The 13,733-nt window shown below is 69.7% G+C and carries 15 protein-coding genes; 9 read left to right on the top strand and 6 right to left on the bottom strand.

What is annotated here, in order from left to right; all coding sequences use genetic code 11:
* The first annotated feature begins 19 nt into the window (after positions 1–19).
* The 3 genes from V9G19_RS03600 to V9G19_RS03590 all read left to right on the top strand — a co-directional run bounded on the left by V9G19_RS03600 (position 20) and on the right by V9G19_RS03590 (position 1,542).
* Positions 20–499, top strand: a complete 480-nt coding sequence (locus V9G19_RS03600) for a hypothetical protein (protein WP_462284120.1) — start codon at positions 20–22, stop codon at positions 497–499.
* 71 nt (positions 500–570) lie between these two features.
* On the top strand, positions 571–825 hold the full coding sequence (locus V9G19_RS03595) for a hypothetical protein (RefSeq protein WP_462284119.1): 255 nt from the start codon (positions 571–573) through the stop codon (positions 823–825).
* 48 nt (positions 826–873) lie between these two features.
* Positions 874–1,542 (top strand): hypothetical protein, encoded by a 669-nt coding sequence (locus V9G19_RS03590; protein WP_462284118.1) that lies wholly within the window; start codon positions 874–876, stop codon positions 1,540–1,542.
* Positions 1,543–1,628: 86 nt separating this feature from the next.
* On the opposite strand, the gene V9G19_RS03585 is transcribed toward V9G19_RS03590, so the two are convergent.
* The 4 genes from V9G19_RS03585 to V9G19_RS03570 form a co-directional block, all read right to left on the bottom strand.
* Positions 1,629–2,246: a response regulator gene (locus V9G19_RS03585; RefSeq protein ID WP_462284117.1), complete on the bottom strand. Its 618-nt coding sequence runs from the start codon at positions 2,244–2,246 to the stop codon at positions 1,629–1,631.
* A complete protein-coding gene (locus tag V9G19_RS03580; protein ID WP_462284116.1) occupies positions 2,243–3,583 on the bottom strand; it encodes a sensor histidine kinase in 1,341 nt (446 codons plus the stop codon). Before V9G19_RS03580 ends, V9G19_RS03585 begins: the two co-directional genes overlap by 4 nt.
* Positions 3,580–5,724: an MMPL family transporter gene (locus tag V9G19_RS03575; protein ID WP_462284115.1), complete on the bottom strand. Its 2,145-nt coding sequence runs from the start codon at positions 5,722–5,724 to the stop codon at positions 3,580–3,582. Before V9G19_RS03575 ends, V9G19_RS03580 begins: the two co-directional genes overlap by 4 nt.
* 99 nt (positions 5,725–5,823) lie before the next feature.
* Positions 5,824–6,876: a LacI family DNA-binding transcriptional regulator gene (locus tag V9G19_RS03570; RefSeq protein ID WP_462284114.1), complete on the bottom strand. Its 1,053-nt coding sequence runs from the start codon at positions 6,874–6,876 to the stop codon at positions 5,824–5,826.
* A 136-nt stretch (positions 6,877–7,012) separates the two neighbouring features.
* Here V9G19_RS03570 and V9G19_RS03565 point away from each other — a divergent pair, with 136 nt between their 5' ends.
* A complete protein-coding gene (locus tag V9G19_RS03565; protein WP_462284113.1) occupies positions 7,013–8,212 on the top strand; it encodes a phytanoyl-CoA dioxygenase family protein in 1,200 nt (399 codons plus the stop codon).
* Positions 8,213–8,369: 157 nt separating this feature from the next.
* Here the strand turns inward: V9G19_RS03565 and V9G19_RS03560 are convergent, their stop codons facing one another.
* On the bottom strand, positions 8,370–8,648 hold the full coding sequence (locus tag V9G19_RS03560; RefSeq protein WP_462284289.1) for an ROK family protein: 279 nt from the start codon (positions 8,646–8,648) through the stop codon (positions 8,370–8,372).
* 35 nt (positions 8,649–8,683) lie between these two features.
* Positions 8,684–9,283 carry an ROK family protein gene (locus V9G19_RS03555; protein WP_462284112.1) on the bottom strand — a complete coding sequence of 200 codons (600 nt, stop codon included), beginning with the start codon at positions 9,281–9,283 and terminating at the stop codon, positions 8,684–8,686.
* Between the two features lie 231 nt (positions 9,284–9,514).
* Between V9G19_RS03555 and V9G19_RS03550 the strand changes: the two genes are divergently transcribed.
* The 5 genes from V9G19_RS03550 to V9G19_RS03530 all read left to right on the top strand — a co-directional run bounded on the left by V9G19_RS03550 (position 9,515) and on the right by V9G19_RS03530 (position 13,659).
* Positions 9,515–10,480: a TolB family protein gene (locus V9G19_RS03550; protein WP_462284111.1), complete on the top strand. Its 966-nt coding sequence runs from the start codon at positions 9,515–9,517 to the stop codon at positions 10,478–10,480.
* 1,046 nt (positions 10,481–11,526) lie between these two features.
* Positions 11,527–11,778: a phytanoyl-CoA dioxygenase family protein gene (locus tag V9G19_RS03545; protein WP_462284110.1), complete on the top strand. Its 252-nt coding sequence runs from the start codon at positions 11,527–11,529 to the stop codon at positions 11,776–11,778.
* The gene (locus tag V9G19_RS03540; RefSeq protein WP_462284288.1) at positions 11,739–12,047 is read left to right on the top strand and encodes a phytanoyl-CoA dioxygenase family protein; all 309 of its coding nucleotides are present in this window, start codon (positions 11,739–11,741) and stop codon (positions 12,045–12,047) included. Before V9G19_RS03545 ends, V9G19_RS03540 begins: the two co-directional genes overlap by 40 nt.
* 478 nt (positions 12,048–12,525) lie before the next feature.
* Entirely contained in the window at positions 12,526–12,885 is a 360-nt protein-coding gene (locus V9G19_RS03535) for a TolB-like translocation protein (RefSeq protein ID WP_462284109.1), read from the top strand.
* Between the two features lie 81 nt (positions 12,886–12,966).
* Entirely contained in the window at positions 12,967–13,659 is a 693-nt protein-coding gene (locus V9G19_RS03530) for an aldose epimerase family protein (RefSeq protein WP_462284108.1), read from the top strand.
* Positions 13,660–13,733: the final 74 nt, after the last annotated feature.

Raw genomic sequence — 13,733 nt, 5'->3', positions numbered from 1 at the left:
AGCCGATCGAGCGGGCTCATTGGCGCCACTGGCAGTTGGCGGCACTCACCGCGATGAGCGGCTATGTCGCTGCCTGCGGCTGGCAGGCCCAGCTCGTGTCCTATCCGCTTTATCGCGCCGTGGGGCCGCCGGATTTCCTGCCTATCACGCGCAGTACAACCGCACGATCACCTGGGTCGTCGTCGTGCCCGGCTTCGTCACCTTCCTCGCCCAGACCGGCTTCTGGTGGACCCGGCCGGCGGGGACCCCCCGGGGACTGGCCGCCGTCGTGGCGGCGGGAGGCCTGAGCGCCATCGCCTCGACCGTGTTGTGGGCGATCCCTCGGCATGACCGGCTCGACCGGATCGGGCGGGACGCGGCGACGATCGACAGCCTGCTGCAGGCTAACCGTGCTGCGCACGGTCGCGCTGAGCGCCGCGGCGCTCGCCTGTGTTTTCGCCTTGGGCCGCAACCGAGCCTGACCGTTTCACTGCGCAAGATCCCTCGCCCGTGCGGCTGACAGGTGCGGCCCGTCCGTCAGCGATCCATGTCCGACACCGGACAGGCATCACCAACACCTCAGGGGGAATCATGAAACGCACAACTACGATCGCGCTCGCCGGCGTGGTCGCCGTCGGCGCAGCAGCGGCGGTCCAGGCAACTACCGCGGCTGCCTCGGGCACGACAACTTCAGCGGCGAGCCAAACCGCCGCGACCGCCAGCACGGGCGACCTGCTCGTCACGATCAACGCAAATCTCTATCTGTTCGCCGCCGACGGCACCAACAAGCGCCCGTTGACCAACACCGGCGGCATCGCCGACGCGTCGTTCTCACCCGACGGCTAGCGGATCGCCTTCGCCCGCGGCCAAAACCGGCGCACGGATCTGTATGTCATGCGCTCCGATGGCACCGGCGTGGTCCGGCTGACGAACACCCCGGACATCAACGAGAACAACCCGAGCTGGTCACCGGATGCGAAGCGGCTGGCGTTCACCCGAGACGTCCGCGACGCCGAGCGGGGCGACGGGATCGCCGTCATGGCCGTCCGGGCCGGCGCGCGGGCCACCGTCATCAAACAGAACGTCTACCAGGAGGAGGAGTCCGACACCTACTCCGACCCCAAATGGTCACCCAACGGGGACTGGCTGGCCGTCACCCACGTGAACATCGGCTACTCCAGTTGCTCACCCGTTTGGGTGGAGCGGATCACGCCGACCGGGACAACCCTGCCGGGGTCGTTCCGCGCATTTGACCCAGATGTCGACCCGGGCGGCACGTGGGTTGCCGGCTCGGCCGAGAACTGTGATTTCGCCCCGTGGATTCTCAAGCGCAATATGACCACCGGGAAGACGGCACACGTCACGCGGATGTGGGATGACCCGGCGGAGACCGACCCGGTGTGGTCGCCCTCGGGCAGGCAAATCGCCTTCCAGAACAGCGACTACCTGATCGGCGGCTGGACGGAGCTGGGCGTCATCAACGCCGACCGCACCGGGAAGACGATCATCGTCCCCAGGACGCCTGGCGTGAGGATCACGCCGCGGGACTGGCGGGCGGGCTAGTCCCCACGGCATACGTCGAGATCAGGCGACCCGCCGACGGAACGGGCGGACGATCGGCGAGCCACCTGATCTCGACTGCCGGGACGTCAAATCAGGTGCTGCGCGCGGGCAGCCGCGAGAGCGGCGGTGCGGCTGCTCGTGCCGAGCTTGTCGTTGGCGTGGGCGAGGTGGGTCTTGACCGTCGCCTCGCTGACGAAGAGCGCCTTGGCGATCGCCCGGTTGGACAGGCCCTCGCCGACGAGCCCAAGCACCTCGATCTCGCGCTCGCTCAGGGCTCGTGTGGGCGCGGAGCGCATGGTCGCGACCACGCGTTGGGTTTGTTCCTCGGACAGGATCGACTCTCCCGCGGCGGCAGCCTCGACCGCCCGCACGATCTCGTCCGGGTCGGCGTCCTTGAGCAGGTAGCCGACCGCGCCCGCCTCGACCGCGCGGACGATATCACTGTCGTGGTCGTAGGTCGTCAGGATGAGCACCGCCGGATCGTCGCGGCCGCGCAGGGCAGCGGCGACGCCGACACCGTCCATACCGTCCCCGAGCCGCAGATCGCACAGCACGACGTCCGGCTCGAGTTCGCGAGCGAGTTCTATTGCGCGAGAGCCGGTCTCGGCCTCGGCGACGACCTTAATGCCGGGCTGCCCGGCGAGGACCAGGCGCAGCCCGGCCCGCACCACCGGGTGGTCGTCGACGATCAGGACGCGGGTCATGGCTGGCCCGCTGTGGAGCACAGTTGCGGCCGGGCCGAAGCGATCGGAAGGTGGGCGGAGATGGCCGTGCCGTCGCCCGGCGCGGACTCGACGACGAGGTCGCCGCCGAGTTCGCGCAGCCGAGAACGCATCCCCAGCAGGCCGTATCCGCCGTGCGCCGGGGTGTGCGGCGGTTCGCCGAGTTGCGACGGGTCGAATCCGGTGCCGTCGTCGACGACATCGAGGCGAACCTCAGTGTCGGAGCCGGCCACGGTGACGACGACGGTGCGTGCGCCGGAGTGGGCGCGGACGTTGGCCAGCGCCCCCTGGGCCGTCCGCAGCAGCGCCACCTCGGCGTCGGTCGGCAGGCGCGGGTTCTCCTGGTCCAGGCGCAGCCGCGTCCCGATCCCGGCCTGCGCCAAGTCATCGAGGAGCGCCCGGAGAGCGGCGCCAAGACCACTGTCCACAAGGGATTTCGGCGCCAGCGCGGCAACGATCCGCCGGGACTCGGCAAGGTTGTCACCCGCCGTCCGCTCGATCCCGCCAAGCACATCCCGCAGGCCACCCTCGTCGGGAACGCCCGCCGAGCCGCGAGCGAGCAGGACGATCGAGGAGAAGCCCTGCGCCAGCGTGTCGTGGATGTCGCGGGAGAGCCGGGTTCGCTCGGCGAGCACTCCAGCCTCGCGCTGGACCTGGAGCAACTGAGTCTGCAGGGAAGCGGTTTCGCTCTGGGCGGCCACCAGTGAGTCCACGAGCCGGGCGCGCTCTAGGGCATCTCGGGCCAGGAGCACTTGGCCCCGGGAAAGCACCAGCGCAAAAAGCGCCCCGACGCTCGGGCCGACAACCCCGGCAATCGACCACGGCTGGCCGGACAGCGGCGGGACGAGCACAACGACGGTGAGCACCGCCACCGAAAAGACGACGGCCCAGCGCAGCGGGAGCAGGTGCCCGGCGAGCAGCCACAACGTGAAGGCGACCCAGACGAACGCCGGTGAGACCAGCACCGCCACACCCCAGAAGAGCGCCAACACCACCAACCAGGCCATCGCCTCGCGGCCCGCGCTGCTCGGCTCCGGGTCGTCGCGAGCCAGGCGCGCCGGGGGCGCGTGGCCGAGGCCCGGTGTCGCGGGGCCGACGCCAGGTGGCGGAGTCGAAAACTGCCGGTGCGCCGCGTGGGAGGCGCCAACGGCATACCAACCGGCGAGCACGAGCACGGTCAACACCAGCAGCACGCGATGTGCGCCACTGCGCCAGGCCTGGACTGCTCCGATGAGAGCGAGCGCGGCGAACAGCACATGCTGGAGCCGGGTGAGGCCACGCAGCAGCCCCGTCGGGGGCGCACCCGCGCTCGTGCTCACGAAGGAACGGTACGCCGCCGCGGCCAGTGAGCCCGCTCCCCGAGCAGGGCTATCACCCCCGGCACGAGCAGCGCACGCACGACGAAGGTGTCGATCAGCACGCCGAGCCCGACGATCAATCCGAGCTGGCCGAGGACGACCAGGGGCAAGACGCCGAGCGCGGCGAAGACCCCGGCCAGCACGATGCCCGCGCTCGTGATCACCGCACCGGTGTGGCCGAGGGCGCGCGCCGTCCCTTCGCGGATACCGTGTTCGCGCTCCTCGAGGTGGGCGCGGTGGACGAGGAAGATCGTGTAGTCCACCCCAAGGGCGACGAGGAAGAGGAAGGCGATCAGCGGGACCTGGACGTCGAGTGCGGGGAAGCCGACGAGGTGGCGCCCCACCCACGCGCCCGCGCCGATCGTCGCCAGGCTGCTCGCGACGTTGACGGCGAGCAGGACCAGCGGCCCGAGGACCGCGCGCAACAGAGCCATGAGCACTAGCCCGGTCAGCGCGAGGACAAGCGGTGCGATGACGCGCAGGTCGCGCTCGGCCGCAGCTTTTGCGTCGACGGTGACGGCGGGAGCGCCGCCGACGATCGCGCCCGCATCCGGTATGCCGTGCACCGCCTCCCGCGTCGCCCGCACCAACTCGGCCGCTCGCGGGGTCCCGGGTGCGGCGTCACCGACGACGGTCAAGACGGCCCGCCCGTCGCTGGGTTGGCCGGCGGGAGCGACGCTGACGACCCCGGGGACCGCGCGCACAGCGCCGGCGACCTGTTCGGCAGAGGAGGCATCGGTCACGACGGTCACCGGCGCGGCGGTGCCCGCCGGGAAGTGCTGCTCGATGACCGCCAGTCCGCGCTGGGAGTCTGAGGCCACGCGGAACTGGTCGGCCTGGCCCAGCCCGACACGGGTGCCGAGCAGTCCGCTCGCGAGCACGGCAAGAATCGCGAGCCCACCCGCGACCACGAGCGCCGGCCGGCGGACGACGGCCGCTCCCAGCGCGGCCCACACCCCCCGTTGGCCGTCGTCGTGCTGGCCGGGTCGTGGAATGAAGGGCCAGAAGATCCACCGGCCGGTCAGGGCCAAGGCGGCGGGAAGCACGGTGAGCGCGGCGACGAGGGCAATGAGTAGCCCGGTGGCGCCGGCCAGCCCCAGCCCGCGGGTGCCGGGCACGACCGCGAGCAGCAGGGTGAGCAGGCACAACACGACCGTGAGGTTGCTCGCGAGAATCGCGGGCGCGGTGGCCCGCCGCGCCCGGGCCAATGCGATCTGGTGGTCCTGGACCCGGCGCAACTCCTCGCGGTAGCGCGAGATGAGGACGAGCGCGTAGTTCGTTCCGGCGCCGAAGACGAGCACCGAGACGATCCCGGCGTCGAAGGTCAGCCCGCTGGCCTGCCCGACGGCCCGGCTCACGACGCCGGCTAACTGGTCGGCCAAGCCCACCACGAGGATCGGGACGAGCCACAAGATAGGCGAGCGATAGGTGAGCAGCAGGAGTACGGCGACAACGCCAACGGTCACCAGCAACAGCCGGAAGTCGGCGCCGGAGAAGGCATTTGCGATGTCTGCCCCGAACGCCGGACCGCCGGTGACGAGCACGCGCAGATCGGCCGGGGCGGCCGTCGCGACAGCTCCACGCAGGTCGGTGATCGTCGCGACATTGTCCGAGGTCTCGGTCCCGACTCGCACCGGGACCAGGGTGGATGCCGCATGTCCGTCCTGCGCGAGCGTGGGCGTGGGCGGGCCAACCGGCGGTAGGCCCGCCGGCGTGACCCGCGTGGTCAAGCCCGTGAGCGCCCGCTCGTCGGCGGGTGTCAACACGCCGCCGTCCGTGCGGGTGGCGACGAGCAGCACCGGCTGCACATCGGCTCCCGGTCGGACCGCGAGTTCCGCTGCGACCAAAGCGGATTCAGCACTCGCCGGAATCGGCTCTCCCCGCGTCGGGATCTGGGTATCCCGGAAAACCCCCATCGCCGCCCCCAGCACGGAGATAAAGAGCACCAGGGTCAGCGCCGCCGCCCGTGAGCTCAGGCCGGCGCCGCGGCGTCCGGCTCCGGATGTCTGCTCGCGCCCAACGGTCCTCGCCGAACCCCCCGGCGCAGGAGTGGGCCGGTGGGGCGTGGCGTGGTCGCAACGTGGGCGCAGGTCGAGCGGCATACGTCGACGGTAGGAATCCCGGCGGGTCCGGCTCGACCCGTGCGCATCATCCCTTCGGATGATCCCTGTCGAACCGTTTCGCCGATCAGGTCATGCCGGTCAGCGCGGAGCGGTCGGGCCGAGCCGGCGCGGCAGGTTGTATGCCGTGACGATCTCCGGCGTGGCCAGCGCCGTCGCCGGGGCGCCGGGGAGGATCCGGTGGAAGCGCAGGAACTGCTCGCACGCGCGGCGCATGTCGTCCTGCAGCTCGTGGTGCAGGACCGCGGACAGCACTCCGATGCGCAGCAGCTCGTCGTTGTCCGCGTCGAGATCGTGGCCGATGTGCACCCGGGGTGTCATGCCGGCGGCCCGCAACTCCGCGGCGATCGCCCGGTTGCCGCCGCCGATCGAATAGACAGCGATGATGTCGTTGCGCTGACAGGCTACTTGCCGGACGAGTTCCCCCATAGCTGGGTCCAATCCGCCAGCGTCGCCGATCACCACCACCTCGCGCTTGCGGTCAAGGCGAGCCAGCGTCGTCGTGAAGGCATCCAGCCGTTCCTGCTCGCCAACCATCCCGGAGTCGCTGAATGCCAACAGAATTGCGCCCGGGGCCGCTGAGACCCACTGGGAGAGAAGGTATGCCGCCGTCGCTCCCGCGGCGACATTGTCCAGGCCGACATAGGCGATCCGGCGACAGCGCCGGACGTCGGTGACCAGCGTGACGACCGGTATGCCGCGTTCGCGCAGCCGGTCGACGGCGGCCGCGATCACGGGATCGTCCGGAGCCTTGAGGATGACCCCATCGCTGACGTGCCCACGCCGGCCGATGCCGTCGAGCACGCTGGCCAGGGAGTCGAGATCACCTCCTTCCCGGAAGTGGAAGCGAGAACGGATGTTCGCCGGCCGGATTCGCGGGAGTTCGGCCTCGAGCGCGTGCCGGGCTGCAGCGCTGAACCTTTCGGGTGATTGCATGACGAGGTCGAGCACGAGGCTCAGCCCGTCGAGGCGCAGCTGGGACTCTTGGCGCCGCAGCTCGGCGATCGCCCGCTCGACTTGACGGCGAGCGCGGTCGCTGACGTGCGCCCGGCCGTGCAGGACGCGATCGACCGTCGCGACGCTCAGCCCCGCCTGGGAGGCGATGTCGGCGATCCGGTATGGGCCCGGCGGCATACCACCGACTGTAGGGGGTCGCGACCACGCGCGTGAGGGGAAATTGAGGTTCTGCAGCCGTCGCAACCGAACCTGTCGGCCGTCATCCTGGAACTACCCTTCGAGTCCCTATCCCAGCACTAGGAGCCTGACGCTTATGTCCGCGGTCGCCCACCACGTCACCCGCCGCACCCCCGCCTTCCCCGTCGGGGCGTTGCACGCCGAGGACTGCCACCTGGAGGATCTGCTGGAGATCCTGCAAGACCAGACCGATCTGGCTGACTACCCCTACGCCAGCGGCGTCGAACAAGACGTCCTGGTGTATGACGCCGCGCGCGTGCGCGAGGCGCTTGCCGCCGGTGAGAGCACCAACGTCGAGGCCGAGCTGGCGCGGGCCTGGTCGCTGGGTCCCGGGATCATCGTCTTCACCGGAGCGTTCGAGAGCGACGTCATCGACCGGGTGAATGCGGCATACGAGCGGATCATCGCCGCCGAGAAGGAGGAAGGCGGGCCCAAGGGCGACCACTTCGGTGAGCCGGGCGCCAACGACCGGGTCTGGAACGCCCTGGAGAAGCTCGCCGTCGCCGACCCGGAGGTCTTCGTTGACTACTACAGCAACGACCTCGTCGCGCTCGGCGCCCGGGCATGGCTCGGCCCGGCATACCAGATCACGGTGCAGCCCAACGTTGTTCGGCCCGGCGGGAAGGGCCAGACCGTCCACCGCGACTACCACCTCGGGTTCATGGACTCGGCACAGGCGGCGCGCTTCCCGGCGCATGTGCACGCGCTCTCCTCGGTGCTGACGCTGCAGGGCGCGGTCGCGCACGTCGACATGCCGGTCGAGTCCGGCCCGACCCTGTACCTGCCGCACAGCCAGAAGTACACCCACGGCTACCTCGGCTACTGGATCCCGCAGTTCCAGGACTACTTCGTCGCCAACCACATCCAGCTGCCGCTGCGCAAGGGCGACCTGGTGTGGTTCAACCCGGCGCTCATGCACGCCGCCGGCACCAACGTCTCGGCGGACATCCAGCGGATGGCCAACCTGCTGCAGGTCTCCTCCGCCTTCGGTCGAGCCATGGAGAGCGTCGATCGGGAACGGGTGGTCAATGCGGTCTATCCCGCGCTGCTCGGCGCCCTCGAGGCCGGTATGCCGCGCGCTCTCGTCGACCACGCCGTCGCCGCGAGCGCCGAGGGCTATGCCTTCCCCTCCAACCTCGACCGCGACCAGCCGGTGGAAGGGATGGCGCCTCCCACCCAGGCCGACCTCGTCCACACGGCGCTGGACACCCGCGAGTCCCCGGAGTCGCTGCGCGACCGGCTTGCCCACCAGGCCTGGACCAAGCTCAGCCACTGACCGCCTGCCGACGGCTTCAGGACAAGGCCCTCTCCCGCCCGGGGAGCGAGCGAGAGGACGCCCTCGCGCGCGGCATCCACGGCCGCGGCCACGGCGCCGATCGAGACCGTCGGCACCCAGCTCGGATGCGACCAGCCGCGGCGCGGGCAGGTCCAACTCACCGGACAAGCAGGGGGCGGGTGACACGCAATACCGGCTCGATACCAGCCGCGATCCTACCCGACACGATCACCAGTTCCGGGTCATAGAGACTGCCCAACACCCCGACGATCCGCGCCAGCCGCCGGCCCTGCCGCTCGACCAACTCGATCGCCGCTGGGTCTCCCGCCTCGGCGCGCTGGAGGACGAGTTCACCGGTGACCTCCGGCCCGGCCGGCTCCGTTTCGGCGCGAGGATGTGGCCGACGCCTGCTTCTTGGCCCACACGGCGAGTTGATGCCCGAGACCGTGCGCGGTCTGCACTCTTTTGAAGTTACGCACCACGACGAGTTCGCCGGCCCCCATGTGCGCCCCGCAACAGTCTGCCGTCGAGCACGACACCCGCTCCCAGGCGCTCGCCAGCCAGGATGGTCATCGTGTCGCTCAATCCCTGGGCCGCTCCGTTGGTATGTTCGGCCACGGCCGCGAGCGAGGCGTCGTTCTCGACCTGCACCAGCGGCGCCCAGGACCGGAGCAGCTCATCGAAATCCAGGTTCATTCGGATCCAGAAATCGTCTCGATGGTTGGGGGATCGTCCGGACGTGTCCACCGGCGCGGGTACTCCGACGGCCAGCGGTTCGGCCCAGACGAAGATCGAGCAGGTCCCGCAGCGCACGTACTCGTAGTCCTGACGGGCGAGTCGCCCGGGCGCGGCGGGGGTGCCGGGACGCGAATCGGCCAGCAGCTGCAGGGGCTTTTCGTCCATCACCACCACCGGCCGGCCCGGATCGTAGGGCCGGGCATACACGCCGAGCACATCTTCCATGGCGGCCACGAAGGCAGCGTTCTGTCGCGGCGGGATCGCCCAATACGCCTTCAGGTGAGGCGCAAGCGCCCCCCTTTTTAGCACCCTGCCGATCGTGGAATGATCCAACGGCCCGATGCCCTCGCTCAGGGCCGCCTCGTCAGGGCGGGGCAGGGCGCGGGGTCAAGTCCTGTTGCGTCCCCGGGCTGGCCGAAATTGGTGCCGCCCCAGCACGGAGGTCACGCACCGCCCGCACTCGCAAGCGATCGCTCACGGAAGTCGCATCCGGCTACGGCCGCCGGCGAGCGCCTTTCCTGTCCGTCAGAGCCCGTCGTACACAACCCGAAGGAGGGAACGGACATGATCCGTTTGCGAAGCACGACACTGGCCGCTACCGCGGCTGCCCTGGTCTTCTCGCTGGCTGGGGCCGCCAGCGCCACGACGGCCCCAGCACGGCTCGACCGGGGCAGCCCGGCCCCAGCGGCCAATGGAGACCTGCTCATCACCATCAACGGCAATCTCTACCTCATCGCCGCCAACGGCAGCAACAAACGCCAGCTCACCAGCGGCGGCGGGATCAGCGACGCCGCCTTTTCACCCGACGGCCGGCGGATCGTCTTCGGCCGGGGGAGCGGAACCAACGCCGACCTGTTCGTCATGAAGGCCGACGGGACCAATGTCGTCAACTGGACCCGCACCGCCGGTGTGGGCGAAACCAACCCCGCGTGGTCGCCCGACGGGCGCCGGATCGCGTTCACCCGCAACGCAACCGCGAACTCGGGGGACGGCATCGCGGTGATGAACGCCGCCCCCGGCGCCTCGGCGACGCTGATCAAGCGCAATCGCCATACGGCCAACTCGGCAAACCTTTACTCCGAGCCGGTGTGGTCGCCGAGCGGGAACCGGATCGCCTATCAGGACGTACTCGATTGGGAGGGTAGTTGCACGCCGGTTTATGTGCGCCAGATGACGCCGGCCGGCGCCAACATCTCGATGCCCGAAATGTTGGGCTACACACCGGACTACGACCCGACCGGAAATTGGCTTGCCGCGACAGAGGAGGACTGCGGAATCTACTGGCTGGTCAAACGAAATCTGTCGACCGGCCAAAAGGTGAACATCACCAGGCCGAATGACTCGCCGGCCGACTGGTATCCGGTGTGGTCACCGGACGGCGCAAAGGTCGCCTACAGTCGCTCGCGCTCGGCGGGCGGCGGGTGGGTCGAAGACCTGGCCATCGTCGGCACCGGCGGCGGGGCATACACCCGGATCCTGATGGCCGGGCCCGGACAGAACATCCGGCCACGGGACTGGCGCGCTCGCTGACCGGACGTGATTGGTCAGCTCAGGCCCCCTGCGTGCGTGCGGGTCGCCCGCCTCGGCGCAGGCGGCGAAGAAGCGGCTGAACCCGAGTTCGTTCGCCGCGACGAGTTCGCGCAGTGCGGTGCACGGCTGGTTGACCCACAGGTCCGCGTCGATCGGGGAGTCGGCCACCATGGCTCGCACGCGGTTGGGGTAGAGGCTGGAATAGGTGGCCCCGATATGGGTCCCGTGCTCTGCCCGATGTGGGTAAGGCGTGCATCGCCGACCGCGGCGCGGAGCAGGTCGAGGTCGCGGGCGGTGTTGGCCGTCGCGAGGTGGGGCAGGATCCCGCCGGACCGTTGTTCGCAGCCGCGGGTGTAGGTGTGCGAGTCGCCTGCAGCAGCGGCCGCCATGTGGTCGAGTTCGCCGCCCGGGGCTTCGACGTCACTACGTCGACATGTCCGCCGAAGCACTGGCGCACGCCCCCGGTGTCGCCGATGCCGCCGGCTCGCGGTGCGCCTCGACCGTCGCGACATGCGCGACCTCGGCGGCCTCGGCCAGTTCGACCTGGTGATCCAACTCGGCAACAGCCTCGGATATCTGCCCGAGGCCGGGTTGGGGGAGCTCCTGGCCGCCCTGGGGGGCGCGACCGAGCCGGGTGGCTGGCTGTTCTTGGACAACAACGTCGCCGCCGAGTCGGTCTTTCCGTCCTTCGCCGCGGGGGGGAACCCGCGAGGCCATGGTCGCCGGCGAAATCACCGCCGATGTCGACGTCGACTACGACATCCTCGGCGGCCGGGCCATTGGAGACGGCGAGACCGCGACCGCCCGGATCGGCAGCGGCGTGCCCTAGGCGGTCACGGCGCCGTCCGGTGAGTCGGGCGTGCCTCCGGTGAGCGACGGCATACAACCGACAGTAGGTCGCTGACCGGCGAGCCCGAAACCGCCGTGCCGGACGAAGGACCACCGGCGAGTAGGTCCTGCAAGAGGTGCTCGGCCGAAGCCCCCGGGGTTTGAGCGCATCGGGAAGTATCACCGAATCGGGGAAGAACACGTTCCTGACGACCGTGGTGACCGAGCTGATCGACCGGCTCCGCCTCGCGCCTCCGGCGCGGGTCCTGTCGGTACTGACTCTGCAGGGCGCGGTCGCGCACGTCGACATGCCGGTCGAGTCCGGCCCGACGCTCTACCTGCCGCACAGCCAGAAATCCACCCACGGCTACCTCGCCTACTGGATTCCTGAGTTCCAGGACTACTCCGTGGCCAACCACATTCGCCGCCGCTGGCCAAGGGCGACCTGGTCTGGTTCAACCCGGCCCTGATGCACGCCGCCGGCACCAACGTCTCGGCCGGCATCCAGCGGATGGCCAACCTGCTGCAGGTCTCCTCGGCCTTCGGCCGGGCGATGGAGAGCGTCGACCGTGAGCGGGTCGTCAACGCGATCTACCCGGCGCTGCTCGCCCCCTCCAGGCCGGTATGCCGCGCGCCCACGTCAGAGAGCCGCGTGGCGGACACTCGAACAATCAATGGCCGCCCGAAGCGGCTCGTTGCACGTTCAAATCACCCGCGCAGCGGGCCATTGATCGTTTGACTGTCCGGTCGGCGCGGGCTGATGCCCAGTTCAGTCCCGGTCCAACCCCCGGCCAATCGCCTGGCGGCGCGTCCGTCAGAACGGTTCGTCAGCAGAGCCGAAGGAGAGGACCGACATGACCCGTCTGCGCAGAGCAGCATTGGTCTCGGCTGCCGCCACACTAGCCCTGTCAGCCGCCGACACCGCGGCCGCGACAACGCCGACCTGTTCGTCATGAAGGCCGACGGCACCAACGTCGTCAACTGGACCCGCAGGTCCGGTGTCGGCGAAACCGAGCCGGCCTGGTCGTCGGACGGCGGCCGGATCGCGTTCACCCGCAACGCAACCGCGAAATCGGGAGACGGAATCGCCGTGATGAATGCCGCTCCCGGCGCCTCGTCGACGCTGATCAGACGCCATCGCTACACGCCGCTCCAAAGGAACCTACCCGGAGGTCCTCGATTAGGAGGGAAGTTGCACGCCGGTCTACGTGCGCCAGATGACGCCAACCGGCGCCCACGTCTCGATGCCAAACATGTTGGGTTACCCGCCGGACTACGACCCGACCGGGACGTGGCTCGCGGCCACCGAAGAGGACTGTGGCATCTACTGGCTGGTCAAGCGCAACCTGTCCACCGGCCAGAAGGTAGATAGCACCAGGCCGAATGATTCGCCCGCCGAGTGGTATCCCGTGTGGTCACCCGACGGCACGAAGGTCGCCCACAATCGTTCGCGGTCAGCGGGCGGCGGATTTGTTGAAGACCTGGCCATCGTCGGCTCAGGTGGCGGGGCATACACGAAGATCCTGACAACCGGGCCCGGGCAGAACATCCGCCCGCGGGACTGGCGCGCCCGCTGAGCGCGAGGTGCGGGACCGTCCACCTCCGCGACCTGCCTACGCGGACTTGGAAGCACGGGTCGAACTGGCGAGAATCGAGCCATGACGGTAGCCACAGGTCAGCAGGTCCGGATTCGCGCCGGCGCCTATGCGGCGGTCACCACCGAGGTCGGCGGCGGGCTGCGCGCCTTGACGCACGACGGCCGCCCCCTCGATGCCGCGACGGGCCTGACCTGGAGCGTGGCGGTGGCCAACCTCGGCGACGATAGCGCGCCAGTCGGACTCGGCGTACATCCCTATGTCGTGGCTCCCAGTGGGGGAGTGGACGATTGGACGTTGACCTTCGACGCGGCCCGGATCCAGCTCGCCACGGCGGACAGGTTGATGCCGACCGGTATCGCCGACCTGCCGGATGCCGACTCCTTCCGCCGTGGCCGCCGACTCGCCGGTGTCACTTTCGACGGCGCAGTCTCCGGACTGACGCTGTCCGAGGACGGCCTGCGCCGGGCCTCGCTCACAGACGATAACGGCGACGGCGTCGAATTCCGTTGGGGGGCAATCGGTAATTGGCTTCAGCTGTTCACCTGTGACGACCTGCCCGGCGAACTGCAGCGCGCCGCCGTGGCCATCGAGCCGCAGACCTGCCCGCCGGACGCCTTCAACAACGGCATCGACCTGGCCTGGGTTGCGCCGGGCGAGAGCCTCGAGCTGACCGTCGGCATTGGCGCGCTGACCGGCCGAGCCACTGGGGCACGCTCGGGGCGCGCCCGAGGAACTGCTGCTAGCAGCAGTTAGTCGACCTCCCACTACCTTGCAACCTATTGGGGGGCCAGGAACCTCTGCTAGCGGAAGGTCCTTAGCTCGGCAAG

Source organism: Nostocoides sp. (assembly GCF_037045025.1).
GTDB lineage: Bacteria > Actinomycetota > Actinomycetes > Actinomycetales > Dermatophilaceae > Nostocoides_A.
Note: the sequence above shows the minus strand (reverse complement) of the source record. Positions and strands in the feature narration are given on the sequence as shown.

Bases quoted from the DNA above. Each gene is read 5' to 3' on its own strand.
- V9G19_RS03595 (WP_462284119.1), top strand. From the start codon at position 571: ATGAAACGCACAACTACGATCGCGCTCGCCGGCGTGGTCGCCGTCGGC.
- V9G19_RS03590 (WP_462284118.1), top strand. From the start codon at position 874: ATGCGCTCCGATGGCACCGGCGTGGTCCGGCTGACGAACACCCCGGAC.
- V9G19_RS03585 (WP_462284117.1), bottom strand. From the start codon at position 2,246: ATGACCCGCGTCCTGATCGTCGACGACCACCCGGTGGTGCGGGCCGGG.
- V9G19_RS03575 (WP_462284115.1), bottom strand. From the start codon at position 5,724: ATGCCGCTCGACCTGCGCCCACGTTGCGACCACGCCACGCCCCACCGG.
- V9G19_RS03570 (WP_462284114.1), bottom strand. From the start codon at position 6,876: ATGCCGCCGGGCCCATACCGGATCGCCGACATCGCCTCCCAGGCGGGG.
- V9G19_RS03565 (WP_462284113.1), top strand. From the start codon at position 7,013: ATGTCCGCGGTCGCCCACCACGTCACCCGCCGCACCCCCGCCTTCCCC.
- V9G19_RS03550 (WP_462284111.1), top strand. From the start codon at position 9,515: ATGATCCGTTTGCGAAGCACGACACTGGCCGCTACCGCGGCTGCCCTG.
- V9G19_RS03535 (WP_462284109.1), top strand. From the start codon at position 12,526: ATGACGCCAACCGGCGCCCACGTCTCGATGCCAAACATGTTGGGTTAC.
- V9G19_RS03530 (WP_462284108.1), top strand. From the start codon at position 12,967: ATGACGGTAGCCACAGGTCAGCAGGTCCGGATTCGCGCCGGCGCCTAT.